Source organism: Exiguobacterium sp. PHA03 (genome assembly GCF_041945985.1).
In the GTDB taxonomy this organism is placed as follows: Bacteria; Bacillota; Bacilli; order Exiguobacteriales; family Exiguobacteriaceae; genus Exiguobacterium_A.
Genome location: NZ_JAUTYQ010000001.1, coordinates 510,738 through 536,823 on the forward strand (window position 1 = coordinate 510,738; position 26,086 = coordinate 536,823).

28 protein-coding genes are annotated in these 26,086 nt (G+C 47.8%); 20 read left to right on the forward strand and 8 right to left on the reverse strand.

Features of this window, described 5'->3' with window-relative positions; translation table 11 throughout:
* Nucleotides 1-8: 8 nt before the first annotated feature.
* The 6 genes from Q7C19_RS02610 (at nucleotide 9) to Q7C19_RS02635 (ending at nucleotide 3,990) form a co-directional block, all read left to right on the forward strand.
* A complete protein-coding gene (locus tag Q7C19_RS02610; RefSeq protein WP_329470574.1) occupies nucleotides 9-602 on the forward strand; it encodes a thiamine phosphate synthase in 594 nt (197 codons plus the stop codon).
* Nucleotides 599-1,543, forward strand: coding sequence for an FAD-dependent oxidoreductase (locus Q7C19_RS02615; RefSeq protein WP_375091516.1), 945 nt, complete (start codon nucleotides 599-601; stop codon nucleotides 1,541-1,543). Before Q7C19_RS02610 ends, Q7C19_RS02615 begins: the two co-directional genes overlap by 4 nt.
* Complete coding sequence (gene thiS, locus Q7C19_RS02620) at nucleotides 1,540-1,740, forward strand: sulfur carrier protein ThiS (protein ID WP_035408549.1); 201 nt, start codon at nucleotides 1,540-1,542, stop codon at nucleotides 1,738-1,740. The genes Q7C19_RS02615 and thiS overlap by 4 nt, the downstream gene beginning before the upstream one ends.
* A gap of 2 nt (nucleotides 1,741-1,742) precedes the next feature.
* A complete protein-coding gene (locus tag Q7C19_RS02625) occupies nucleotides 1,743-2,507 on the forward strand; it encodes a thiazole synthase (protein ID WP_056060677.1) in 765 nt (254 codons plus the stop codon).
* Nucleotides 2,504-3,511, forward strand: a complete 1,008-nt coding sequence (locus tag Q7C19_RS02630) for a ThiF family adenylyltransferase (protein WP_375091517.1) — start codon at nucleotides 2,504-2,506, stop codon at nucleotides 3,509-3,511. Before Q7C19_RS02625 ends, Q7C19_RS02630 begins: the two co-directional genes overlap by 4 nt.
* Before the next feature lie 122 nt (nucleotides 3,512-3,633).
* Nucleotides 3,634-3,990 (forward strand): hypothetical protein, encoded by a 357-nt coding sequence (locus Q7C19_RS02635; protein ID WP_290749475.1) that lies wholly within the window; start codon nucleotides 3,634-3,636, stop codon nucleotides 3,988-3,990.
* Nucleotides 3,991-4,123: 133 nt separating this feature from the next.
* Here the strand turns inward: Q7C19_RS02635 and Q7C19_RS02640 are convergent, their stop codons facing one another.
* Nucleotides 4,124-4,495, reverse strand: coding sequence for a hypothetical protein (locus tag Q7C19_RS02640; RefSeq protein ID WP_375091518.1), 372 nt, complete (start codon nucleotides 4,493-4,495; stop codon nucleotides 4,124-4,126).
* 229 nt (nucleotides 4,496-4,724) lie between these two features.
* Between Q7C19_RS02640 and Q7C19_RS02645 the strand changes: the two genes are divergently transcribed.
* From Q7C19_RS02645 to Q7C19_RS02670, 6 genes are all read left to right on the forward strand, one after another.
* A complete protein-coding gene (locus tag Q7C19_RS02645; RefSeq protein ID WP_375091519.1) occupies nucleotides 4,725-4,964 on the forward strand; it encodes a hypothetical protein in 240 nt (79 codons plus the stop codon).
* 210 nt (nucleotides 4,965-5,174) lie between these two features.
* Complete coding sequence (locus Q7C19_RS02650; protein ID WP_035409684.1) at nucleotides 5,175-6,296, forward strand: exonuclease SbcCD subunit D; 1,122 nt, start codon at nucleotides 5,175-5,177, stop codon at nucleotides 6,294-6,296.
* Nucleotides 6,278-9,283, forward strand: coding sequence for an AAA family ATPase (locus tag Q7C19_RS02655; protein WP_375091520.1), 3,006 nt, complete (start codon nucleotides 6,278-6,280; stop codon nucleotides 9,281-9,283). The genes Q7C19_RS02650 and Q7C19_RS02655 overlap by 19 nt, the downstream gene beginning before the upstream one ends.
* Nucleotides 9,284-9,296: 13 nt before the next feature.
* The gene (locus tag Q7C19_RS02660) at nucleotides 9,297-10,088 is read left to right on the forward strand and encodes an AAC(3) family N-acetyltransferase (RefSeq protein ID WP_290787536.1); all 792 of its coding nucleotides are present in this window, start codon (nucleotides 9,297-9,299) and stop codon (nucleotides 10,086-10,088) included.
* 57 nt (nucleotides 10,089-10,145) lie between these two features.
* Complete coding sequence (locus Q7C19_RS02665) at nucleotides 10,146-10,883, forward strand: Bax inhibitor-1/YccA family protein (RefSeq protein WP_375091521.1); 738 nt, start codon at nucleotides 10,146-10,148, stop codon at nucleotides 10,881-10,883.
* A gap of 105 nt (nucleotides 10,884-10,988) precedes the next feature.
* Nucleotides 10,989-11,528 carry a class I SAM-dependent methyltransferase gene (locus tag Q7C19_RS02670; protein WP_329470590.1) on the forward strand — a complete coding sequence of 180 codons (540 nt, stop codon included), beginning with the start codon at nucleotides 10,989-10,991 and terminating at the stop codon, nucleotides 11,526-11,528.
* Between the two features lie 52 nt (nucleotides 11,529-11,580).
* Here Q7C19_RS02670 and Q7C19_RS02675 read toward each other — a convergent pair whose 3' ends face one another.
* Entirely contained in the window at nucleotides 11,581-11,871 is a 291-nt protein-coding gene (locus Q7C19_RS02675) for a hypothetical protein (protein ID WP_375091522.1), read from the reverse strand.
* Between the two features lie 144 nt (nucleotides 11,872-12,015).
* Between Q7C19_RS02675 and Q7C19_RS02680 the strand changes: the two genes are divergently transcribed.
* The 3 genes from Q7C19_RS02680 (at nucleotide 12,016) to Q7C19_RS02690 (ending at nucleotide 14,328) form a co-directional block, all read left to right on the forward strand.
* Nucleotides 12,016-12,750 (forward strand): nuclease-related domain-containing protein, encoded by a 735-nt coding sequence (locus Q7C19_RS02680; RefSeq protein ID WP_290775189.1) that lies wholly within the window; start codon nucleotides 12,016-12,018, stop codon nucleotides 12,748-12,750.
* Nucleotides 12,751-12,825: 75 nt separating this feature from the next.
* Nucleotides 12,826-13,248 (forward strand): MarR family winged helix-turn-helix transcriptional regulator, encoded by a 423-nt coding sequence (locus tag Q7C19_RS02685; protein WP_053453045.1) that lies wholly within the window; start codon nucleotides 12,826-12,828, stop codon nucleotides 13,246-13,248.
* 69 nt (nucleotides 13,249-13,317) lie between these two features.
* Nucleotides 13,318-14,328 (forward strand): ABC transporter permease, encoded by a 1,011-nt coding sequence (locus Q7C19_RS02690; RefSeq protein ID WP_375091523.1) that lies wholly within the window; start codon nucleotides 13,318-13,320, stop codon nucleotides 14,326-14,328.
* A gap of 59 nt (nucleotides 14,329-14,387) precedes the next feature.
* Here the strand turns inward: Q7C19_RS02690 and Q7C19_RS02695 are convergent, their stop codons facing one another.
* Nucleotides 14,388-15,026, reverse strand: coding sequence for an SDR family oxidoreductase (locus Q7C19_RS02695; RefSeq protein WP_375091524.1), 639 nt, complete (start codon nucleotides 15,024-15,026; stop codon nucleotides 14,388-14,390).
* 264 nt (nucleotides 15,027-15,290) lie between these two features.
* On the opposite strand from Q7C19_RS02695, the gene Q7C19_RS02700 reads away from it, so the two are divergent.
* The 4 genes from Q7C19_RS02700 to Q7C19_RS15650 all read left to right on the forward strand — a co-directional run bounded on the left by Q7C19_RS02700 (nucleotide 15,291) and on the right by Q7C19_RS15650 (nucleotide 17,683).
* Nucleotides 15,291-16,121, forward strand: a complete 831-nt coding sequence (locus tag Q7C19_RS02700; RefSeq protein ID WP_375091525.1) for a transporter substrate-binding domain-containing protein — start codon at nucleotides 15,291-15,293, stop codon at nucleotides 16,119-16,121.
* Nucleotides 16,114-16,911, forward strand: coding sequence for a transporter substrate-binding domain-containing protein (locus tag Q7C19_RS02705; protein WP_058705140.1), 798 nt, complete (start codon nucleotides 16,114-16,116; stop codon nucleotides 16,909-16,911). The genes Q7C19_RS02700 and Q7C19_RS02705 overlap by 8 nt, the downstream gene beginning before the upstream one ends.
* A gap of 103 nt (nucleotides 16,912-17,014) precedes the next feature.
* Entirely contained in the window at nucleotides 17,015-17,296 is a 282-nt protein-coding gene (locus tag Q7C19_RS02710) for a hypothetical protein (protein ID WP_375091526.1), read from the forward strand.
* Nucleotides 17,297-17,407: 111 nt separating this feature from the next.
* Nucleotides 17,408-17,683, forward strand: a complete 276-nt coding sequence (locus Q7C19_RS15650) for an ATP-binding cassette domain-containing protein (RefSeq protein WP_290749531.1) — start codon at nucleotides 17,408-17,410, stop codon at nucleotides 17,681-17,683.
* 69 nt (nucleotides 17,684-17,752) lie between these two features.
* On the opposite strand, the gene Q7C19_RS02720 is transcribed toward Q7C19_RS15650, so the two are convergent.
* The 5 genes from Q7C19_RS02720 to Q7C19_RS02740 form a co-directional block, all read right to left on the reverse strand.
* The gene (locus Q7C19_RS02720; protein WP_290749534.1) at nucleotides 17,753-19,120 is read right to left on the reverse strand and encodes an amino acid permease; all 1,368 of its coding nucleotides are present in this window, start codon (nucleotides 19,118-19,120) and stop codon (nucleotides 17,753-17,755) included.
* A gap of 165 nt (nucleotides 19,121-19,285) precedes the next feature.
* Nucleotides 19,286-20,170, reverse strand: a complete 885-nt coding sequence (locus Q7C19_RS02725; RefSeq protein WP_375091527.1) for a hypothetical protein — start codon at nucleotides 20,168-20,170, stop codon at nucleotides 19,286-19,288.
* A gap of 60 nt (nucleotides 20,171-20,230) precedes the next feature.
* Nucleotides 20,231-20,824: an undecaprenyl phosphate transporter UptA gene (gene uptA / locus Q7C19_RS02730; protein WP_035408496.1), complete on the reverse strand. Its 594-nt coding sequence runs from the start codon at nucleotides 20,822-20,824 to the stop codon at nucleotides 20,231-20,233.
* 124 nt (nucleotides 20,825-20,948) lie between these two features.
* The gene (locus tag Q7C19_RS02735; RefSeq protein WP_375092138.1) at nucleotides 20,949-22,268 is read right to left on the reverse strand and encodes a Na+/H+ antiporter family protein; all 1,320 of its coding nucleotides are present in this window, start codon (nucleotides 22,266-22,268) and stop codon (nucleotides 20,949-20,951) included.
* A 315-nt stretch (nucleotides 22,269-22,583) separates the two neighbouring features.
* Nucleotides 22,584-23,135, reverse strand: a complete 552-nt coding sequence (locus Q7C19_RS02740) for a beta-class carbonic anhydrase (RefSeq protein WP_023467896.1) — start codon at nucleotides 23,133-23,135, stop codon at nucleotides 22,584-22,586.
* Nucleotides 23,136-23,471: 336 nt separating this feature from the next.
* Here Q7C19_RS02740 and adhE point away from each other — a divergent pair, with 336 nt between their 5' ends.
* Nucleotides 23,472-26,066, forward strand: a complete 2,595-nt coding sequence (gene adhE / locus Q7C19_RS02745) for a bifunctional acetaldehyde-CoA/alcohol dehydrogenase (RefSeq protein WP_375091528.1) — start codon at nucleotides 23,472-23,474, stop codon at nucleotides 26,064-26,066.
* The last annotated feature ends 20 nt before the right edge of the window (nucleotides 26,067-26,086 follow it).

Sequence of the window (26,086 nt, forward strand, 5' to 3'; positions counted from 1 at the left end):
GGAAGAACATGATGCGTCTACATCTGATTTCGACGGGATCCATCAATCCACGCGATGGAGTGGAAACCTTTCAATCGCTTCAACCATATACGGATCAGCTTCATCTTCGAGAACCAAATTTGTCGGCAACAGAATTGTTAGATCTGATTGACGCGCTCCTTGCAAAAGGGTATTCGTCTGATCAATTAACCGTTCACGACCGGGTCGACGTCGCCCATGTCGCTGGCATCGGTGTGCAATTGACGCGACGTTCCTTACGTGTCTGCGATGTTCGGCGACACTTTCCGAATCTCATCATCGGGAAATCCGTCCACTCTCTGGCAGAAGCACTTGCAGCGGAAGCGGAAGGAGCCGACCGACTGCTTTACGGTCATATTTATCCGACAGCGTCGAAACCAAACGTGCCACCGCGAGGGATCGATGCCTTGAAGCAAGTTGTCACTTTCACGACGAAACCAGTCATCGCAATCGGCGGGATCACTCCTGATCGCATTCCTGAGATCGCAGCGACCGGTGCAAGCGGAATCGCCGTCTTATCCGGTATTCTCGGTCAAGCGGACCCGCATGCTGCCATTCAGCGTTATCAGGGGGTACGGGTATGACGGATCACATCATCATCGGTGGTGGAGTCATCGGTTTGACGCTTGCTTACAGTCTCGCTTGTCAGAACGAATCCGTTCTTGTCCTTGATCGCGGAACATGCGGACAAGGGACGAGTCGGGCGGCTGCCGGGATGCTTGCGACGGACATCGAGCTGAGAGAAGAATTGCATACGCTTGCCGCGCGAAGTCGCCGTCTGTATCCGTTACTTGCGCGACGCCTCACGCGCGAGACCGGGATCGATTGTGGCTACCGGGAACAACCATTTTTATTGAAACAAAATGGGCAAGAATACTTATTTCCATCGGTCGGTCAAATCGACCCGCGACGACTAACGACTGCATTGATGCATGTCTTACGAAATCGTGGGGTACCAATCGAAGAACAGGTGGACGTCACGCGAATCGAGGAGAGTAATGATTTCATTAGGGTTGAGTCGAACACGGGAACGTGGACGGGACGAACGGTGACGGTTGCTGCCGGACGCGGGTCCCAAGCCTTGCTCGATACAGTTGGCATTTCGATTGCGACATATGGGGTCAAAGGGGAGTGTCTCGCAGTCCGTCTCGCGGGTCAGCCGTTACGCTCGATCCTGTTTGATGACGCCGTCTACCTCGTACCGAAAGCGGACGGACGGATATTGATCGGTGCGACCGAACTACCGCACGACGAGACGATCGGTGTTAGTGTCGCAGGAGTCACGTCACTGCTTCAAGCAGCAGAGCGTCTCTATCCACCGATCCGTGATGCTGTCATCGAAGAAGTCTGGTCAGGCGTACGACCACAAACAGAGTTCGGCTTGCCATATATCGGAGTCGCCGATTCATCCCGTCGGATCTTTATAGCGACGGGGCATCATCGGCATGGCATATTACTCGCACCGGCGACAGCGGAAGTCTTGGCAAACACATTACGGTTGATCCTAAAGGAGGAAGTCCGATGAATATTACGATTAACGGCAACGACCACACCATTGAACAGATTGAGACGATTGAGGACATGCTCACGCAACTTGGCTTAGGGGAAAAACTCGTCATCGTCGAACAGAACCGACAGATCATCGACCGCGGAGCTTACAATCAAACGGTCGTTCGGAACAATGACACATTCGAAATCGTTCATTTCGTAGGAGGAGGATAAAGATGTTGAAAATTGGAGAAAAGACATTCGAATCACGGTTATTACTTGGAACGGGGAAATATACGGATGCTACGGTACAGCAGGAGGCCATCGATGCGTCCGCTTCACAAATCTTGACGTTCGCTGTCCGGCGGCTCGATCTCTTCGACAAACAACAACCGAATTTCTTGGAGTCGCTTGATTTAACGAAGTACGATTTACTACCGAACACGGCTGGTGCGAAAACAGCGGAAGAAGCGGTTCGGCTAGCAAAGCTTGCGCGGGCATCCGGTATGTGTGACATGGTCAAGGTTGAAGTGATTGGGTGCGATAAGACATTACTACCTGACCCAATCGAGACGTTACGGGCTTCTGAAGAGTTACTTAAAGAAGGATTCATCGTTTTACCGTATACATCGGACGACGTCGTCCTTGCACGACGACTAGAGGAACTCGGCTGTCATGCCATCATGCCGGCAGCGTCACCGATCGGGTCTGGGCAAGGCATCCTCAATCCGCTCCACCTAAAGTTCATCATCGAGCAGACGACGGTGCCTGTCATCGTTGACGCTGGAATCGGTTCTCCAACTGACGTCGCCTATGCAATGGAACTGGGAGCGGATGGTGTCTTATTGAACTCCGCTGTAGCCCATGCCCAGGATCCAGTCAAGATGGCGCACGCGATGCGACTAGCCGTCGAAGCAGGGCGCTTCGGCTACGAAGCGGGAAGAATCGAGAAGAAACAGTATGCAGTCGCGAGTAGTCCAACGAGTGGATTGATTCGATGACACGTTATTCACGTCAAACTCGATTTCAACCGATTGGAGAAGCAGGACAAGCACGCTTCGCAACAGCAAAGGTACTGATCATCGGGATGGGGGCACTCGGAACAGCATCGGCAGAACAACTCGTTCGCGCTGGTGTCGGCGTCGTCCGAATCGTCGACCGCGATTATGTCGAGTGGAGTAATCTACAACGGCAACAACTCTATACGGAGGATGATGCACGGCACAGCGTACCGAAGGCGATTGCTGCAAAAGCGCGACTTGAAGCGATTAATTCGACGGTGACGATCGAAGCACATGTATTAGATGTCGACCGGGCAGCGCTGACATGGCTTCTCGATGATATCGATCTCATCATCGATGCGACGGATCATTTCGATATTCGTTTACTGATGAACGATATGGCATTGTTGCGCTCGATTCCGTGGATTTACGGCGGCTGCATCGGCAGTTACGGGATTACTTTCACTGTTCGCCCGGGAGAAACGCCATGTCTGCATTGTCTGCTCGATCAATTACCACGTGATCAGGAGACGTGTGATACGGCGGGAATCATCGGTCCAGCTGTTCAGATGGTCGCCTCTCTACAAGTGACGGAAGCGTTGAAGTGGTTGAGCGGGAAGACGGACGCGCTGCGGACACGTCTGCTTGCCTTTGACGTGTGGGCGAATACATTCCAACAAATCAACGTCCAGTCACTGAAGCAAACAGAGTGCCCCTCGTGCGGCATCGAGCCGTCTTATCCTTATTTATCGAATCAAACAGTGCGTTTCACGGCACTGTGCGGTCGCGATGCCGTTCAAATCCGGGGAGACGGGCAGCGGGATCTCGAACAATTAAAACAACGCCTCCAGCCGGTTGCGTCGATTTCCGCCCATAATCCATACTTGCTGGCGTTTACGACGGATGAGCATCGAATGGTCGCCTTTCGAGATGGTCGTGTCTTGATTCATGGCGAGGCGGATCTCGTTAAAGCAAAACGACTGTATCACGCCTATTTCGGATAAACGTTCATAAAACAGTAAAACTAATTTTAAAAATATATGTTTTAAATGTTTAAAAAACAGGTAAATAAGACTTCAGACATAAATCGGTCTACAGGTTTTGAACGTGAAGAGGAGTGATTCAGATGAAACAAGAATTCGATCCGATGAAGGATCAAGCACAGACGGAAGAAACACAGGCGGTTGTCCAGCAAGCCAACTGGAATCCGGACCGGTACCGGACGAACTTGAACCCATTCTATCTGTCACCTTGTAGTGTCGAACGTAGAGAAGATTTGCATCAGGATGCATCGAAGATTCTCGAAGTCGAGACGTCGTCGCCCCTCCAACAACTTTTTGAACACAATCAAGCAACGCATACATCCGAACCAACGGGCAAAAAATTTAAGACTGGCATCGTCGTCGGTGTCGGTGCGATCATCGGCGGATCAGTTTCTGTGATTCGTTCCGTCCAACGTTTTAGAAAGCAACGGACAAAGTAATACGCTCGTTGTGAAAGCGCAAAAAGCAGGAGGCATTCGCCTCCTGCTTTTTTTTTGGCAACCTCTTCATTTCACAAAGAAAAGAAGGGATTTTCGTATGTATATTGTTTCTATTTTGATATTTCTAGATTTATCAGTTCGTTATGTTATCAAGCGCGGTAGATTTACCGTTTACGTAAACATCGATGATTTCATGTTCAGGATCTAAAGTTAATTGATAGACGTGTTGTTGCGCATTCTTACTAGTATCGTTAGATTCATCTAATTTTATCTTCACCGTATCTTCTTGTGCTTCGAGATCAGTAGCAACTGATTTTTTTGTGTGATACACAACATAAGAAGTATCGTCCTTCGTGTTGATCAATTGCAAAGTAGAATCAGGATCAAGTTTCGTTTGTAAATCGTTAGGTATTGTCTTTAACTCACTAAAACTGAGTTTAGACTCGTTGATGCCACAGGCTGACAAAGTAGTACATAATACCGTCAACAGTATAAGTTTCTTCATGCTTTTCCCCCAAGTTATCTAATGAGATGTATGTATTGTATTTTAACAGTTCTTTAAAGTATGCTGGTCTCAAAAAATATAAAATTTTCTATAATAGACATATTATTGATTTATAAAAAACTGGATGATCGAGTACATATTTTTAATTTACTTCTTATTATGGTTATAAATAGAGATATAGTGTTAAAGTAAAACAATTATAAGTGAATTAGTAATTGGAGGGTTTGAATTGCGTAAGATGGGGTTCTGTTTTGTATTGGTAGCTTTAACTAAAATATGGCTATCTATATACTTAGCTGAGTTTTATTTTCTTAGAAAGCTAGAAGTATATAATAGTGTCGAAGGTGATGCGATGGATATGATTCCGAGTATTATTTGGTGGATCATTATTTTGGAATGTATCATTGGAGTTGCTTTGATTGTTTCAGATGGGAAAATAAAACTAAAACATACTGTAGATAAAGCGTAAGCATTTTATCTATTATCTATTGAACATAAAGTGTAGTTTTTCTCTTAATCGAGAAGAACTACACTTTGTTTGTTTCTTCAGTATGTACGGCTGATTCATTATGCAACACAATAACTTCTGCTTTTAGTGTTCCAAACGGATGTTCGTCGCAGAACGAACGCTCGCATGCTACACTTAAGCTACTATATTTAAAAAGTGAGTGTGATGAAGATGAAATGGATACATACTGCCGATTGGCATCTCGGTAAAATCGTTCATGGCGAGTCGATGCTCGGGAACCAACGGGCGGTCCTGAGCGAGTTTTTGACACTCGTCGATCGCGAACAACCGGATGCAATCGTCATTGCGGGTGACTTATACGACCGTGCCGTCCCGCCGACAGAAGCCGTTGAACTACTCGATGAGACGCTCGCTGCTCTGATTCTTGACCGGGACATACCGGTCATTGCGATCAGCGGAAATCATGATTCAGCCGAACGGTTAAGTTTCGGAACGACGTTACTTCAACGGGCGGGTCTACACCTTGTTGGAAAATTGACGCCGGTCATCAAGCCGGTCGCGATCAAGGGAGTATCATTTTACCCGGTGCCGTTCGCTGATCCTGCGACCGTCCGGTATGTGCACAATGATGAAACGATTAAGACGCATGATGACGCAATGCGGACGATCCTTGCCGGATGTGTCCCAGACGGACCAAGTGTTCTCGTCGGTCATGCCTTTGTCATCGGTGGACTCGAGACAGATTCGGAGCGGCAATTATCCGTCGGAACGGCAGGGCAAGTTAGTGCGAGCCAGTTTGCACCGTTTACCTATACAGCACTCGGTCATTTGCACAACCCGCTTGCAATTCAATCCGAGACGGTCCGATACAGCGGATCGCTCTTGAAATATTCGTTTTCAGAAGCACATCACGTCAAAGGCGTCGATGTGTTGACGTTGAACGATACTGGTACGTTCGATCGTCGATTCGAACCGCTTGCACCAAAACGTGATTTGCGAGAACTGACTGGTAGTCTCGATGAATTGACGGATCCTGCGTTCGTTGCGACGCAAGTCACGGATGATTATTTAAAAATCAACCTGACGGACGGCGAAGCCTTGATGGATCCGATGGGCAAGCTGAAAAAAATCTATCCGAACATCCTGCACCTCGAGCGAATCGGATTCGTCCGCGAGAGTACGCGGGCGGTCAAAGCATCGCGTGAGCAGGTCAAGGATGCTTCTGTTGCGGATCTGTTCAGTGAATTTTATGAAGCAGTTCGTGAGAAGAAGCCGACGGAAGCGATGCGAGCCGTCTTGAAGGAGGAAGCGACATGCGCCCAGAACGACTGACATTACGCGCCTTTGGTCCGTTTGCTGGTGAAGAGACGATTGATTTCACGGCACTTGCTGGACGGACGATGTTCGTCATTTCCGGGAATACAGGGGCTGGGAAAACGACGATTTTTGATGCATTGACGTTCGCCCTGTATGGTGAGACGTCCGGTGGCGAACGGGAAATGAGTGAGTTGCGAAGTCATTTTGCCGTACCTGAACAAAAGACGGAAGTCGAACTGGAGTTTACGCTCAAAGGGGAACGGTATCGCATCATCCGCCAACCGAGTCAACCGCATCCGGTCAATAAAACCGGCTATTCGCATGAAGCCGAGTTCGCTCGGTTCGACGGCGTGGCGTGGAAACCACTTGCCATCAAGATTCCGGAAATCAAGCAGCGCGTTCAAGAATTGATCCAGCTCGACCATAAACAGTTTTCACAAATTCTCCTGTTGCCGCAAAATAAGTTCCGGGAACTGTTGATGGCAGAGTCAAAAGATAAATTGCAGATTCTCAAACAACTGTTCAAGACGGAACATTATGGTGAGTTCCAACAACGCTTGCACCGACAAGCGCTCGATCTTGCGGCACGCATCAAGGAAACGAAGACGAAACAATGGGCCAAGCTTGAGGAGTTACCCCTGCAAGCAAACTGGAGTGAATTAACGGAAGCGGACATCCGGTTACGAATGGAAGCGTTGACGACGGAACGGGATGAGTGGTTGACAGCGGCTCATGAAGCGGAGCAACAAACACGTACGATCGTCGAGAGCAAAACGACACGGTTGCAACAGGGCGAACAACTCGAAGCAGCTTTCCAAGAGCAAGAGCAACTTCAACGGACGGAGCAATTGTTGCTTGAACGATCATCAGACATTAAGCGGATGCAAGAAGAAGCAACGGCTGCCGAACGTGCTCAAATCGTCGCACCATTTTTTGATCAATGGCAACAAGATCAAGAACAGCTAACACGACTTAAACGGCAACAGCAAGAAACCGAACAGCACGTCACGCGCTTGACAGAGTGGCAAGGCACCGTTCAAGACAAAGTAAATCGATTACTGGCGGAAGAACCGCAGATTGAACAACTGAGTCGTCGTCTTGAGAAAATTCAAGAAGAATGTGAACGGTTGGAAGCGGAGACCCTCTTACGGCAACAACAGCAACAACTGACAGAACGCTTAAAGCAACTTGATCCGGAACCGTTCAGGAAACAACTTGAACAAACGCGGACGGAGCGAAAGACCGTTCAGGAACAGCTACGACCATTGCAGAACGTCGGAGCAGAACGCTTACAGGCGCAAGAACGACGCTTCACCCTGCAACAGTTGGCGACGAAGTTCGCAGAGTATGACAAGTTGGAAGCAGAGCGACAACAGTTGATCGTCCGCGGTACAAGCGTCCGGAATCAAAAAGAGGCGGCAGCGCGTGCGTATGAAGTAGCTCGTAAAAGTGAACGGGAACAACTGGCTGCTGAACTTGCCAAGGGATTGACGGACGGGCTGGCTTGTCCTGTCTGTGGCAGTACGTCGCATCCGCAACATGCTGTCGCCGTCGCACAGGAACTATCGGTCGATGTAGCGCAACAGCGGTTCCTAGAAGCCCAACAAGCGCATCAAGAGTTACAAGCCTCGTACCGGACGGTTGCAGAGCGTCTGCAACAACTGACGATCGAGATTCAAAAGACGAGTGAAAACAAGTCATCTCATGCGGATGTTTCAGCACAGCTTCGGGAAGTCGAACAGACGGAAGCCCGATTAGCGTCAGCACAGACGGAAAAAGCGCGTCTTGAGACTCGCCTGCAACAACTCGAGCAATCCATGGATCAGCTACAACTGAAAATCGATGCAATGATCAAAGACCGGACCGTCATCGAATCGGAAATGGCACACTTGTCTGGTCGCCTAAGTCAATCAGGAGAGTCCACGAAATCGCTACCAGCACTCCGTGAGGAACAACAACAGGCAGAAACACGTATCGAGCAGTTCAAGCAAGACAAACAGCAACAGCTACACGAGAAGGAACAGCTCGATCGTGACTTCGCGGAACACCAAGGTCGATTCCGTCAATTGACTGAGGCATCTGCTGAACAAAGCGACCGATTAACGAGACGCGAAAAGGAATTACACGCAGTCTTGGCAGAAGAAGCGTTTCCGACGATTGAAGCCTTCCGCGATGCGAGACGGTCTCGTGACGAACTCCGTCACCTCCAAGAATGTTTGGAACAAGATCGTCTAGCGCGGCAGGAATTGAAGCTGAAGCAGGAACAAGCCCGTTTGAAGACAGAAGGTCAAGTGCGTCCGGATCTCGAACAGTTGCGGATGGATGTGAAGACGGCGTCGCTCGAACTGACGGAGCGGACCGACCGACGTGTCGGGCTTGAGAAGGAACGCGCACACATCGATCAATTGATTGCGGCTTGGGAAAGCTTGCAACGCGAGATTGAGGACGAGGATGCGAGATACGGAGTCATCGGCGAACTCGCTCGCGTTGGTGTCGGGGAGAATGCGCAACGGATGACATTCGAGACGTACGTCCAGACGGCATACTTCGATGAGATCTTGTTCGCCGCAAACCGGCATCTGCACGAGATGACCTCTGGTCGTTTCCAGCTTGAACGGAAAACGGAGGCGGGAAAAGGACTCAAGAAATATGGGCTTGATTTAAATGTCTTTGACGCGTACACGTCGCAAACACGTCACGTCAAGACGCTATCTGGTGGAGAAAGCTTCAAAGCATCACTTGCGCTTGCGCTCGGATTGTCGGAAGTCGTTCAAGAAGCAAGTGGTGGCGTGTCACTTGAAACGATGTTTATCGATGAAGGATTTGGAACACTTGATCCGGAATCACTCGAACAAGCGATCGAGACGTTGCTCTCGATTCAAGCGAGCGGCCGTATGGTCGGAATCATCAGTCATGTGCAGGAGCTGAAGTCACGTGTTGATGCGAAAATCGAGGTCAAGCAAGGAAAAACGGGGTCGACGATAGCACTAGTCGTCGAGTAAGGAGATAAGATCGATGGAAACACGAAACATGGTCACGAAATCACAAATCAAAGAGGCGTTACGCGAATTAGGTGTGACGCCCGGTATGAAACTGTTCGTCCATACGTCACTTAAACAAATCGGCTGGATTCCCGGTGGCGTACAAGCGTTGATCGAAGCCTTGCAGGAGGTCGTCACGACGGAAGGGTTAATCATGATGCCGGCGCAAAGTACCGATAATTCGGATCCGAAGAACTGGAGCCAACCGGCTGTACCGGAAGAATGGTGGGAAACGATCCGCCGGGAGATGCCGGCATATGACCTGGCAAAAACGGTCACACGCGGTATCGGTCGCGTACCGGAGGTCTTTCGAACGTATCCCGGCGTCGTTCGAAGCGATCATCCGATGTGGTCCGTGACGGCTTGGGGGAAAGATGCGGCGACATTCGTTGCCGATCATACACTAGAAAATGGCTTCGGTCCGGGTTCACCGATTGAACGCTTCATCGAGGCCGACGGTCAAATCCTGCATATCGGTTCGCCTTGGGATACGACGACCGTCTGGCATTATGCCGAATACGGACTGAATCGCCCGGACGTCGAGGACGGTTGTAAAGTCAGAGAAGGAACGACGGAACGGTTCATCCATTACCGACACCGTCAAGTCGATAGTGATGCATTTGGTCCGATCGGGGAAGCGCTCGAAGGGTCGGACTTCGTGACGTCCGGTTTGATTGGGCAAGCGAAATCACACCGCATCGATGCCAAAGCCTCGATCCCAGTCGTCATGTTGCAATTAAAAGCACTCGATCAATGGTTATTTTGAAACTTTTTCGGGAAGCTTTCGTAATACAAAGCAGAATCATAAAAAGGAGTGAATGCAATGGCTTCACGTTTTAAAGTTAACCCGGCATTGCGTCGTGGCTTCGATACGGCACGTGTCGGAGAACGACCGATGACGAAAAGCGGGACGATGAGTAAGATTTTCTTACTCCTCGCTCTCGTCACGGCAGCAGCAGGTGGAAGTTGGTTCTTCCTCGCAGAAAACCAAGGATTGTTGTTGCCAGCCTTGATTGGTGGACTGGTCATCGGTCTAATTCTTGCCTTGGTCATCACATTCAAACCGGCGACGGCACCGGTTCTTTCACCGGTCTATGCGATCGTTGAAGGGGTGGCAGTCGGAGCGTTATCGCTCATGTTCGAAAGCATGTATCCAGGAATCGTCGGGAAGGCAGTCGTTGCGACATTCGTCGTTGCATTTGCGATGTGGTTCGTCTACTCGACAGGCATGATAAAAGTGACGCAACGTTTCCGTTCTGCGGTAACAGCAGCGATTCTCTCGATCTTCGTCTTGTATGCAGTCAACTTGATTCTCTCGTTATTTGGTGTCGACCTCCCATTCATGACAGGTAGCTCACCGCTTGCGATTGGTATTCAGTTCGTCATCGTCATCGTGGCATCCCTGTCACTCGTGATGGACTTCGATTTTATCTCACAACAAGTTCGTGCGGGTGCTCCGAAATCGATGGAGTGGGTTGCAGCATTCGGATTGATCGTGACGATCATCTGGCTCTATATCGAATTACTCGATCTCTTGTATCGCCTTGCAGCACGAGATTAACAGCAACAGACGACGGATTCTCCGTCGTCTGTTTTTTGTCGCAAGCAGGGATAAATGTGTGAAATGAGAATTAATAGAATGGTGAAATAAGAAGGAGGATCTCGTATGAAAGAACGTATCGTTATTGGAGCCGGACCGTACTACAACAATCCCGGCTGGTATCATACACAGGAAGATGAGTTGAATCTGCTCAATCGGTCCGATTGGGAACGGTTGTGTTCGAACGACACGTTGCAAGCAATTCTTGCCGAACACGTCTGGGAGCATTTAACGTTTGAAGAAGGGATTGACGCGGCACGTCATTGTTATACATATCTTGCGCCAGGGGGATACGTCCGTTGTGCAGTGCCGGACGGTAATTTTCGAGATGAGGCATACCAAGCAATCGTTCAAGTCGGTGGCCCCGGTCCTGCTGACCATCCGGCGGCGAGTCATAAAATCGTCTATACATATGAAACGTTACAGCAAGTATTTAAAGAAGCTGGATTTCAAGTGTGCCTTCTAGAATATTTCGATCAGAACGGATCGTTTCATCAAGCAGATTGGAACGGAGATGACGGCATCATTTTCCGCTCGAAACGATACGATCCCCGAAATGCAGAACAGATGAAATTTCCTTCGTTGATACTTGATGCACATAAATGAATACATAGTTGGAAAAGACCATCTGAACTTCACTGTCAGATGGTCTTTTTAATCATAATCCGTGCTCGCTTTTTAGTTGATCGACATACTGTTTCGCTTCAAGTAAGGAGAAACCGAGTGATTCCCGAACCCGTTTGACAGCCTCGACCATTTTGCCTTCTTTAAGCAACTGAACCAGTTCGACTTGTAACGCTGCTTCTTCTAATGACACCTCATTCAGACCGAGGTGCTCTTCAATCCGTTGTAGCTTCTTCAGAATCGTTTGTTGACGGCGTTTCGCTTCGTCCGCTTTTTGAGATAAGGACATCCAGATAAAGAATAAAGCAATTAATGATGCGAACATGATGACAGAATCCATAGGGAACACCTTCCTTTGTTCCACCGTACCATAGGAGATGAATCATAACAAATAGTGGAAAATGATGTAGAAATTGATTATGCTGATATAGTGGAAAATAAAGGTTAATATGGAAGGGAGATTAATCTAGTGGACAATGTGTTAGTGACATTTTTGCCATTCTTGATTCAAGTTGGACTGCTCATGGTGCTGTTCTTCTTCGGAACGTTCGGTTTGTTCTTCTTCGTCAAACGAAGTTCATATCACAATAGCCGGTATTACCGACTGACACGCGAGCCGTTTTTACGGATTGTTCGTGATAAAGGAAAATGGGGCGAGTACTTGACGACGCGTCAACTCGATCAAGTGTCAGGGTACGGCACTTACGTCTTCAATACATACTTACCACGTGCACGCGGTGAGGGTACGACAGAAATCGATGTGACGTTTATTCATGAAAGTGGCATCTATGTGCTCGAATCAAAAAACTACAGCGGCTGGATTTTTGGACGCGAGCAGGATCGTCAGTGGACGCAACAGTTCCAGAACCGCTTCAAGCAACGGTTCTATAATCCAATCAAACAAAATGAAGGACACCTCAAGAGCATGCAACGCTTCTTGGAAGGAACGGATCCTGCACTCTTTCATTCCTTGATCATCTTCAGCGAGCGCTGTGAACTGAAAAAGATCACCGTTGATTCAGCGCATGTCCGTGTCTTGAAACGAAACGTCTTACGTAAGACGATCGAGCAACTCGCGACAGAAAAGCCGTTGACACCGAGTCAAGTCGATACGATTGCAGGAAAACTCGGTGTTCATTCACAAGTCGATCGTGCCACCCAACAAGCGCATATCGATGGGATTCGTCAACGACAGGCAAAATGAGACCGTTGACGAGCTCATTCTCCTTCAGGTATAGTGAGTAAATAATAAGTAGTGCAACTATATGGAGATGATGGGATGAAGGAATCGGAATGGTCACTCGGGATGCAATTATCCAGAAGCTATTACGCATTCAAACGTGCCGCTGCTAAACGGATGGAAGCGTTCGGTCTGACGCCGGAACAATTTTCTGTCTTAAGCGAACTCGCAAAACAAGATGGTGTTTCGCAAAAGCAACTGGCACTCGTTACGGAACGTGATCAGACGACGATTGGTAAGATTCTCGATAAGCTAGGAAAAAAAGAACTGATCGTTAGAACACCAGATCCTCGGGATCGACGAGCGGTTCTACTCTTGATGACACGAGAAGGGCGCGACATCGTCGATCGCCTTGGACCAGAGCTTGATCAGCTACAACTCGAAGCGTTCCGTGGATTATCGCGACAGCAAATCGAGCAATTGAAGGAAACACTCGAGACCATTCACCGGAATGTGACGTGAATGGTTTTCTCTCGGATATATAGTTGCACATGATATTATAAGTAATGCATATAAAAAGGAGATAGAAACATGAAAGCATGGAAAGATGTCTGGTCAATGACACAAACGAAAGTCGGGCTCGTCTTCGCGATCGTCGTCCCGCTCTTGTTCCTCGTTGTCTGGATGACGGGTTACCAAGGAACGACAGAACGTCTTGATCAATTAAATGTTGGGGTCGTCGGAGAAGCGAATGATTCGTTCATCCAGTCGTTGCAACAAGCACCGTTCACGGTTCAGGCGGTTGCAACAGAAACAAAAGGGTTGCAAGCACTTGATGCGAATCAAGTCGATCTCGTCTTACAAAAAGATGATGCAACGCATCGATTGACAGCACACGTCAGTCAGACGAATGCGGAATTCGCAAATGCAATCCTCGAGAGAGCAACGGAAACGATCAGCAAACAGTTGAATGGAAAGCCGACGTTCACGACGTCAATCGTTACGGAACATGCCGTCTCTGATTTTGCTTTATCAATGCTTCCGCTCGTTCTCGGTTTTGTCATTTACATCGCGACGATGACGATGGGGATACAATTCAATCTCGTCAGTACGATTTTAAAGAGTCGTCACACAAAATGGGATCTCTTTTGGAGTCGCCAACTCTTGCACGGCATCGTCTTACTCGTCGTACCGTTACTCCTCGTCTCGATGGCGCATCTATTGACAGATATCACGACACCGTTCGTGAAGTTATGGGCATTCGAGCTCCTCGTTGTTGCGACCTGTATCGCCGTCACGCAGATGAACTTTGCGATATTCGGACCGGTGGCGCCACTCATTAATGTCGCATTGATCCCGTTCCAGTTAATGACCGCAGGGAACATTGTTCCAGCGAAGATGCTGGCACCATTTTATCAATCGCTCGGAACGTTCCTGCCTGTTCCAAATGCCGTCTCTGGTTTCGGTCGATTATTATTCATGGATGGATCAGTCGGGACGCAAGTCCTTCATCTATCCTTACTTTTTGTTGGTAGTTTCTTGGTGACGTGTCTCATTACAGTCTGGAAAAGAGAGGGCGTTAGGCAGCAAGCCATGGCTTGAGAAAAAGTATAGTTTCAAAAAAAGCTCACGTCTCAATTTCCGAGACGTGAGCTTTTGTATTAGAACAACTCGTTGATTGGTGTGTCACCTTCGAGTAGTGTGACGACTTGTTTCGATGCTTTATCATGACCGATCGCAGCTAAAATAACACGGGCGACATCCTCGCGTGGAATTTTTTTAGTCGCTTGCTCGGACGGATCCGTCGTGACGTTTCCTGTTCCCGCTTCATCCGACAGTCCGCCCGGACGAAGAATCGTATAGTTGAGTGATGATTCCTTCAGGACACGATCCGCATAACGTTTCGCGATGTAATACGGCTTCATGCTGTCGGACCATGTTTCTGGCGAATCGGCATTCAAGGCACTGACCATGATGAACTGTTTCGCATGGATTGCTTCCGCTGCTTCAATCGATTTGACGGCACCGTCGAAATCAATCAGCATCGTTTTGTCCGCTCCTGTATGACCACCGGATCCTGCGGTAAAGACGATAACATCTGATCCTTGTAATGCTTCCGTGATTGTTGCGACGTCGGCTTCAAGATCAAGATGGACCGGGGTATGACCGAGTTTCTCAAAATCACTGAATTGGTCCTTGGAACGTAATCCTACTTTGACATCATGCTCCGAATCCTGCAGTAAACGAGCAGCGTGACGACCTACTTTACCATTTGCACCAATGATAAAAATCTGACTCATGTTCCATTCCTCCATTTCACGATTTGATGATTCTGTTTCAGTATGGAAAAGACGAGGGGATTCTGTAAAGAGAGACGACTTATGGAACTGTAACCGTCATCAAAACATCTTTTTAACGCTTTTATGCATAAAATCGTCAAATTATCTTGAAATCACGTGTAAGTGTGGTAGGATAATGACTATTACCCACACCGAAAATCGTTTAGGTTAAATTGTGGAAATATTCGGTGAATGGGCAACGACGAAACAGAAAGGAGAGATACGATGAGAAAGAAACCATGGCTATTAGCTGGACTTGTCCTGACAGGCGTTGCCGCTTGGATGATCTGGAATCAACAGACGAATGCCGAAGCACATGACATCTTCGAAGACCAAAAACTGGTTGTCGGAACGACGGGGGATTATAAACCCTTTACATACTGGAACGAGGAACGGAATCGTTATCAAGGCTTTGATATCGATGTCATCCAAGCGTTCGTAAAAGCAGCAAATCTTGATGTGACGTTCGTCAAGACGACATGGCCGACATTATCGGAGGATACGAAATCAGGCAAGTTTGATATCGCTGTCGGTGGCATCACGAAGAAAGTCGAGCGCGAGGTCGTCGGAGACTTTACATCGTCGTATTTCTCCTTTCAAAAAGCACCGCTCGTAAAGAAGAAAGATGTCGAACGCTTGAATTCGCTTGCTGCAATCAATGATCCAGCAGTCAAAATCGGCGTCAATCCGGGTGGCACGAACGAAGCGTTCGTGAAGAAGCATTTTCCGAAAGCAGATGTGACCGTCTTTGAGAACAACTTGGACATTCCGAAAGCCGTAAAAAGCGGACAAGTCGATGTCATGGTGACGGACGACATCGAGGCGTTGCATTACGCGACAGAACTCGATCTTGCGGTGCCGAAACTGACAGAGGCGTGGGAACCAGCTGAGATGGCGTATTTGATGAAACCGGATCAAAAACAGCTTGGAGATGTCTTCCGGGTCTGGATTGAAAGTGCGGAGGGACAAGAGCAGGTGCAACAACTGAAGAAAAAATGGAACATCGTCTCGACGCGTGAGACGGTCGGAGCGAAAGGAGCGGGAGCACATGAGTAAATGGGGATGGATCGTCGTCGGAGGTGGCGTCCTGTTTGCGAGCTTACTGACGCTATGGCAATCGGAGCAACCACGACGTGTACAAGCGAAGAACGTCTTTGCGACGAAAAAAATCGTCGTCGGAACGACCGGGGATTACAAACCATTCACCTACTTGAACCGGAAGACGAACGAGTACGAAGGGTTCGATATCGAAGTAATCCGTTCATTCGCGAAGACGACTGGTATCGACGTCGAATTCGTCCCGACGACATGGCCAACGCTATCTGCTGATCTTGCTAGCGGGAAATTCGATATGGTCGTCGGGGGCGTGACGAAGAACATCGAGCGCGAGATCATCGGCGACTTCACATCGAGTTATCTGTCGTTCCAAAAGACACCGCTCGTCCGTAAAGAAGATGCTAAACGTCTTGCTTCGATCGAACAAATCAATCGTCCAGACGTGACGATTGGTCTAAATCCAGGGGGAACGAATGAACAGTTTGTCCGTAAGACATTCACTAAGGCGAACATCGTCATGTATGAACAAAACCTTGATATCCCGCATGCGGTTGCGTCAGGTGAAGTCGATGTCATGATCACCGATACGGTCGAGGCGATTCATTATGAAGCGCTCGACAAACGACTCGCGGCACCAAGAATTCAAGAAAAATGGATTCCGGCGGAGAAGAGTTACCTCGTTCGAGAGTCGGAAGGAGACGTTGTTGATGTCTTCAATCTCTGGATGCAATCGCACGAAGGTCAAGAAGAGATGGAGCAATTAAAAGAAAAATGGCAAGTAGCGTCGTAAGTGGATCGTGTCTCCGTATAACAGGAGGCACGATTTTTTAGTGACAGGAATCTAATGGGAAAGGGCGAACAAGTAACATAGAAGCAAATCAGGAGGAATCGATATGTTGAAAAAGGGAACATCGAAACAATGGCTCATCATGACCGCTCTTTTTGCCTGTGTCACTTACACATGGCTCGTCATCGGAGATGTTTGGATTAATCCTACGTTATTGTTCGCAGGAGCGCTTGTATTTACGAGTGGCACGGTACTATCGTTTAGTCTCGCGTTAGCGCGAGCCGTTCGCTTAAAAGGAGTTGAGTTTAAGATGATGCTGGTGTCGGTAGTCGTAACGCTCGCCTTGTCTGCAGGTGCCGTATATGGTGTATACCAGATTGTAGAGTAATCGTTAGAGATTGAATCAAGGCACCGATTCAGGTGTCTTTTTTGATTTGCGAACAGAAAAAATAGGGAAATCTTGGACATGACTTTGAATTCATGGAAAGAAGGAATGAAGATGATTCATGTCGTGAACTTGACGAAGACGTACGATGGAAAGGATGTCGTCAAAGGGATTTCGTTTGACGTGCAAGCAGGGGAAATCTTCGCCTTTCTTGGACCGAACGGTGCCGGGAAATCGACGACTGTTCAGATGCTGACGACACTGATTAAACTGAGAATACCGATTAGGACGAGCAGGAAACGATTGAATCCGTTCATATTTCATCTCTCCTTTCTGTCGTTAAATTGTTTAGACGTTCGGGAAATCACGATTATCATGAATAATATGTGACGTCAAAATAAAAATACAGTGAATGAAAAAAACTCCTCTCATTGTGTCATGAGAGGAGTAGCAACAGTTTTATTTTTCGATTTTCGGTACTTTTACGATGTAGTAGATCGTACTTAAAATCAAAAAGGCGATTCCGATTAAGATTGAGACGCGTGTCTCGTCATTGAACAGCATGCCGACGAGTACTGTGATCAGCGCGACGATTGATAAATAGTTCGTCACCGGCGCACCTGGCATCTTGAACGGATGCGAGGCTGTCCGTTCACTTTCGAGTTTTCGGTAACGGATATGACTGATTAATATCGCGAACCACGGCACCATCCCTGGTAGTACCGAAGCGCTGTAGACATAAACGAAGATGTTCGTATCCTTTCCGAGAACGTGCGGGAGAATGATATCGAGAATGACACCAAAGAAAATCCCGATTGAAATGGCTAGAACTGTATAGAGCGGAATCCCACGTTTATTGACCTTTAAGAAGAAAGACGGCATTTGCCCTTTTTCCGCTAATGCATAGATCATCCGACTGGCGCTGAAGATTCCTGAGTTACAACCGGATAAAGCGGCCGTGATGACGACGAAGTTAATGATGCCGGCAGCAATCGTCACACCGACCTTGGCGAATGTTGCAACGAACGGACTTCCAAGATCGGATAATTCGTTCCACGGATACACCGTGACGATGATGAAAATCGCTCCAACGTAGAAAATCAGAATCCGCCAGACGACACCATTGATCGCCTTCGTGATGTTTTTCTCTGGATCTTTTGTTTCCCCAGCCGTGACTCCGATCAACTCGACACCGATGTAAGAGGCGAAAACAATCGAGAGGGCAAAGAAGAACCCGGTGAAACCGTTTGTGAAGAATCCACCGTTTGTCCAAAGATTCGAAAGACCGACTGGATTTCCTCCATTCCCTAGTCCAAAGAAAATAATGCCGAATCCAGCGACGATCATCAGAAGAATCGTCAGTATCTTGATCGAAGCAAACCAAAACTCGAGTTCACCGAACATCTTGACGGAAGCAAGGTTTGCGAGCGTCAAGAGAATGATGACGACGATCCCTGGAATCCATGTTGGTAGTTCAGGCCACCAGAAGCGTAAGTACGTTCCAACGGCGATGACTTCACTCATTCCGACGACGACCCAGTTGAAGATGTTGCTACTTGCTGTTAAAAAACCAGCAGCTGGATGGATATAATCGTTTGCGAACTTTGCGTATGATCCACTGTGCGGATGGGTGTAGACCATCTCGCCGAGTGCCCGCATGATGAAAAAGATAAAAACTCCGGCTAGCATGTACGCAAGTAAGACTGATGGTCCTGTCCAAGCAATCGTACTTGATGCCCCGAGGAAGAGACCAACACCAATCGTTCCTCCGAGCGCAATCATTTGTACCTGTCGTGCTGTTAAATCTCGTTTCAAATTCGAACTCATCGTTTCCCCCAAAAAAATCTGTGACGTCATAATGTTCAGACAACTTGTCGTAAGAACTATAAAGCTGAGTATACTATCCTCGGATAGGGCTCGGCTAGTCTTTTTGAAAATTTGAAATAGAGTTTTCAATAATCAGATATTCATGAAACAAATATGTAACAGCTTTCATTCGCTCATTAGTAGAGTGTCAAGTTGTTGACCTAGTCTACCAAAATACAGATGCTCAGCAGTTGCTAAGACGATCAAATCATCACGCATTGTAAGGTCACCTGACAGAGAATTTCCTTGTTCGGTCATGAAACGAATCGAACGAATGCTCTTAAAACGTGTTCCATTTCGTTCAAGTAAGTGTACGTCATCAGAGTATGCGGCAAGTAGATGATCATCGTACCGAGCGAACTGAGAAAAGGCGATCGTAGGAGCCTCACAAACGAGATCGTCCTCTTGATTAATACGGACGAAACGATAATCAGAGTAGTAGAAGAACCAGACTTCTGTTGATGAACAGACATTCAGAGCATAACAATCATCAATCGGATATTGCCGATTCTTATACTGCACTTCACCTGTATCGTCAAAAGCGACCAGACCGAAAGCACCATTTGAACTCGTGACGGCATCGGCATAGACACCTTCATCAAAATAACTGACCCAAATCCAACCTTGTTCGTCGATTTGCATATTTTGAATCCCGTCGTCTAAACAAAAGCTATTCAGTAACTGACCTTGAGGATCGTAGATAAAGGCGTTTGGCAACCATGTGCCGTCGATATCATCATCACAACGAGAAGCGACGAGTAACAGCCGTCCGTCTGGAAAACGATCAACGAGGGAAAAGTCGATGTCGTTTCTTTCGACGATCGTCGTCTTTCGCCAGTCATCCTTCAGTTGATGAATGGAGAGGATCTGTGTTTCACGAGATCCATCAATCGATTCTTCAACGATTAAAATATGTCCGTCGACAGTGATGCCAGTCGCGACCGGGCTTCCAGAACGATAGGATGCGGTCAAACGACGTAGCGGGAAATGGGAGAGTGGGTATGTGAGCATGGCACGACCTCCTGTGTGTTGTAAAAAGCAGTCCGTCGACAGACAGACTGCTTGGATGAGTTAAACCGACCGTTGACGGCGTTTATAGAAGAAATAGACGATAATTAAGGCGACGGCAGCAATCAAAACACCATTCGTATATGGTGCAGCGACTTCCTTGATCGAGCGCCAGTTCGTTCCGAGTGTTTCTCCAAGATAGAGGAACAAGATTGACCATGGAATGATGGCAAGAACCGTGTAGAGCGAAAATTTCGTTTGATCCATTTTCGCAAGACCAGCTGGAATCGAGATGGCATGGCGGACGACAGGAATGAAGCGAGCTCCGAAGATGACACCTTGACCGTACTTCAAGAACCAGCGTTCAGCTAAATCCAGATGATGTTCAGAGATCAGGACATACTTTCCGTACTTCAAGATCAATGGACGACCGCCATAGCGAGCAAACCAATATAAGAACAATTGCGACAACAATCCGCCAATGACGGCGGCGACGACAGCGAGTGGCCAGCTAATCGTTCCTTGAGAAATCATGAATCCGCCGTATGAGAGAACGATTTCGCTCGGTATGATTTCAATCATCAACCCGAGGGCGATACCGAAATATCCGAGATCGGCAAGTGAAAGCAAAATCTGGTTGACGATTTGAGATAACACGTAAGACAACTCCTTTGTAATCAGTACATTCCTTTATTTTAGAGAACCGAAGATCAAATGAAAAGGAAAAAAACGGAGACAATTAAAAAGACGGATCCACCATGATAGCGAATCCGTCTTGTTTTTATAACACGACCGCAGCAATCGTACCGAAGATGAGCAACGGAATATTGTAGTGTAAGAACGTCGGAATGACGGTTTCTCGCATGTGATCGTGCTGACCATCGGCATTCAAACCACTCGTAGGTCCAAGTGTCGAGTCTGAAGCGGGGCTACCAGCGTCACCGAGAGCACCAGCTGTCCCGATGATCGCAACCGTCGCTTCTAAGCTGAAGCCGTACTGGATACAAAGTGGAACGAAGATCGCAGCGATGATTGGAACAGTTGAGAAACTTGATCCAATGCCCATCGTGACGAGAAGACCGATCAAGAGCATGACGAACGCGGCAACAAGTTGGGAGTCGCCCATCAATGCTTTTGAGTTCTCAACGAGCGGTTCGATATCACCCGTCTTACGCAAGACGTTCGAGAATCCGTTCGCTGAGATCATGACAAAACCGATGAATGACATCATCCGCATACCACGCGTGATGACGTCATCTGCTTCACTGAATCGAACGAGACGAAGCAACAAGAAGAGGATGAGTCCCGTCGTTGCAGCAAGAATCATTGATTCCGTCTGCAGTTGAACGATCAATGTCGCGATGACGACGATACCACTTAAGATCAGTTTCGTTTTCGTGATGACCGGGATTTCATAGTCGTCCGGGGCGATATCACGAATTTCATACGTCCGCTCTTTCCGGTACGTATACAGACCAATCAAGAGACCGACGACCATTCCGAGTGCTGGAATCGCCATCGCTTCGATGACAGAAACTCCCGTCGTATCAAGACCATTAGCTTTCAGGTTTTTCAGTAAAATCTGATTCAGATAGATGTCTCCGAATCCGATCGGTAAGAACATGTACGGTGTGACGAGACCGAATGTCATGATGATCGCAATTCGACGTCGGTCCATCTTCAACTGAGAAAAAAGACCAAGAAGCGGCGGAATGATGATTGGAATGAAGGCGATGTGAATCGGTAAAGCATTTTGTGAACTGATTGCGAGTAACAGAATCGCGAACAAGACGAATCCTTTTAATTTCTTGACCGATGCGGCACTTGCGTTACCACGTGAACGTGCAATCAATGCGTGAGCGAGAGCATCCGGTAAGCCCGTTTTCGAGAGGGCAACAGCAAACGCACCAAGCATCGCGTAGCTAAGAGCGATTTCTGCCCCATCGCCAAGACCACCAGCAAATGCTTCGGTTGTTTTCGTTAAATCGAGACCGCCGACGAGACCGCCGGCGAACGCACTGATGACCATCGCGAGCACGATGTGGACGCGGAAGATCGCTAAGATGAATAGTAAAAAGACGGCAAACAATACGGCGTTAATCATTCGGTAAAACCACACTTTCTTTTGTTATCACTGCACTATACTAAAGTATCTTACAGCCATGTTGGAACACTGTCAAGGGTAAAAGTCTGACCTCGTATTAAAGGACTTCACGATAGGCTTTTTAGCTTTGCATAAAAAGTCACATTTTTTTATACCCGGAAGCATGAGATGAAAGGCGTATAGATTACTGAAAATGGCTCACACAAAAAAACGTGCCATCCTTCTCCATTACGAGAAAATGGCACATTATCTTTAATTTAAGACGGAGTAGAATATCCCGAGTCTATTTGAGTTTCTTCTATAAGAGAGCAATCAGCAATCGACGACGTCGAGTTTACCGGTCCCTGGATCGATGACGAGTCCGTGGACATTCGTACCAGGTGGCAGTAAGGGGTGGTTCTTCACGAGACTGACGGAGTGGGCGACACTCTCCTGAACTGACGTAAAGCCACGCAACCATTGATTTAAATCAACACCTGATACTTCAAGCGTGTGAAGAATCTGTTGGTCGATACCTCGATCCTTCATTTCGCTGATCATATGTTTAGGATCAATCGTGCTCATGCCGCAGTCGTGGTGACCGATGACGACGACTTCTTCGGCACCCAGTGCATACAATGCGACGAGAATCGAACGCATGACAGAACCGAATGGGTGCGATAGGATAGCACCGGCATTTTTGATGATCTTCGCATCCCCGTTCTTAAGGCCGAGTGCGTGTGGAAGAAGTTCCGTTAGGCGAGCATCCATACACGTCAGGATGACGACCTTTTTGTCCGGGAACTTATCCGAGACGAACTGCTCATACTGTTTTTCGGCGACGAATCGCTCGTTGAAAGCTAACATTTCCTGTACAACTGACATTTAAGTGTCCTCCTTTAGTGGTAGCTCTTAATATGTACCCCATAATCAGAATACAAGATGATGAAATGGCTATCAAGTCACGAAAATGCGAGTGTGATAAATCGCACACGTCTTCGTACATAGAGCAAAATGATGAAAAAGGAGAATCCACAATAGATGTAAACGTTACCAAGGGTGTGAGGGAATTCACAGGATGGTCATGCACAAAACAGGAAAAAGGGGTTATGATTGATTTGTGAAGGAAAGCACAAACTATTGAAAAACAGCTTGGCATTCCTGACATAATGGTTGGCAAATCAAACTCAGATTCGTTCCACGACAGGGAGGAAACCACTCATGGCTGTGAAAGAAAAAACAAAATCGACGGTAACGCCGGTCGAACAAGCAATTGGACAAATTGTTGAAAAAGGACAACGTGCATTACAGGAGTTATTGACATTCGATCAAGAAAAAATTGATACGATCGTCCGTGATATGGCACTTGCCGGACTTGAACGGCACGTCGAACTCGCTCGTCTCGCAACAGAAGAGACAGGGCGCGGTGTCTTTGAAGATAAGATGATTAAAAATATATTTGCGACAGAATACATCTACAACAGTCTACGTCATGAAAAAACGGTCGGGATTCTGGAAGAAGATGTCCAAAACGGCATCACCTATATCGCTGAACCGGTCGGTGTCGTCTGTGGTGTCACACCAGTCACCAACCCAACGTCAACGACGATGTTCAAAGCATTGATTGCGATCAAGACACGTAACCCGATCATCTTCGCGTTCCACCCGTCGGCACAACGGTGTTCCGTCGAAGCGGCGAAAACACTTCGCGATGCAGCCATCAAAGCTGGGGCGCCGAAAGACTGCATTCAATGGGTCGAAGAACCATCACTTGAAGCAACGAAAGTCTTGATGAACCATGAAAACATCGCCATGGTCCTGGCAACAGGTGGTGCAGGAATGGTCAAATCAGCGTATTCAACAGGTAAACCGGCACTCGGTGTTGGACCAGGGAACGTTCCTTGCTACATTGAACAATCAGCAAAAGTCAAACGGGCAGTCAGCGATCTCGTTCTCTCAAAAACGTTTGATAATGGGATGATTTGTGCGTCTGAGCAAGCCGTCATCGTTGACCAAGAAATATATGCAACGGTCCGTGCAGAAATGGAAGCACTCGGTTGTTACTTCTGTACACCGGAAGAAAAACAACGCCTCGAATCACTCGTCATCAAAACCGATACATGTGCCGTCAACGCGGACATCGTCGGGAAACCTGCGACATGGATTGCAGAAAAAGCTGGGATCGTTGTTCCGGAAACGACGGTCATGCTCGTCGCGGAACTCGAGCACGTTGGAGCAGCAGAACCACTGTCTCATGAAAAACTCAGTCCCGTCCTCGGTGCGTACCGCGTTGCATCCACCGAAGAAGCGTTTACGATTGCTGAACAGATGCTTGAAATCGGTGGTCTCGGTCATACCGCCGTCATTCATACGACGAACGATGATTTGATGACAGCGTTCGGACTCCGCATGAAAGCCTGCCGGATTCTCGTCAACAGTCCATCTGCTCATGGCGGAATCGGTGATCTTTATAACGAGTTGACACCATCACTGACACTCGGTTGCGGCTCATACGGGAAAAACTCTGTTTCTGAAAACGTGACAGCGAAACATTTACTCAACGTCAAGAAGGTGGCGAGACGACGCGTGAACATGCAATGGTTCAAAGTACCAGAAAAAATCTACTTCGAAAAGAACTCCGTTCAGTACTTGCGGTCGATGACTGACGTCTCACGCGTCATGATTGTCACCGATCCAACGATGGTACAGTTCGGTTATGCCGATAAAGTGATTCAAAACTTGCCACAGTCTGTCAGTTACCGAATCTTCGACCAAGTCGAACCAGATCCATCGGTGACGACTGTTCAGACAGGTGCCCAAGCCATGCGTGACTTCAAACCCGACTTGATCATCGCTCTTGGTGGTGGGTCAGCGATGGATGCTGCGAAAGGAATGTGGCTCTTCTATGAACAGCCGAACGAAACATTCTCAAACTTGCGTCAAAAATTCCTGGATATCCGTAAGCGTGCCTACAAATTTCCGACACTCGGTCGTCAAGCGAAGTTCGTCGCGATCCCGACGACATCGGGTACGGGTTCAGAAGTTACACCGTTCACCGTCATCACGGATAAAGAGAAAAACGTCAAATACCCGATTGCTGACTATGCCTTGACACCCGACGTCGCGATCGTTGATCCGGAATTTGTCATGACCGTCCCGGCTTCGATTACTGCTGATACCGGAATGGATGTCTTGACGCATGCGACAGAAGCATACGTCTCGGTGCTTGCGAACGACTACACGGATGGGCTGGCACTCAAAGCAATCAAGATGATCTTTGATTACTTGCCACGAGCGTACGAGAACGGATCTGACGCAGAAGCACGCGAAAAAGTACACAATGCGTCAACGATGGCAGGGATGGCATTCGCGAACGCCTTCCTCGGAATCAACCACTCGATCGCACACAAAATCGGTGGCGAATTCCACACACCACACGGACGGACGAACGCGATCCTGATGCCACACGTCATTCGCTATAATGCGTCACGCCCAACGAAACTGGCAGCATTCCCAAAATACGAATCATTCGTCGCCGATGAACGGTATGCCGACATCGCACGTTACCTCGGTCTTCCGGCAGCAACGACAGAACAAGGGGTCGAATCACTTATTCAAGCAGTTGCCGATCTTGGACAACGTCTCAACATCAAGATGTCATTCAAGGCGCAAGGTATTCAAAAAGCAGACTTTGAGGCAAAACTCGATAAGATGGCAGTCGATGCTTTCGAAGATCAATGTACGACAGCGAATCCAAAGATGCCGCTTGTCGCTGAATTACGGACGATCATGGAACAAGCATACGAAGGCATCTAATAGAGAAAAAAATACTATGG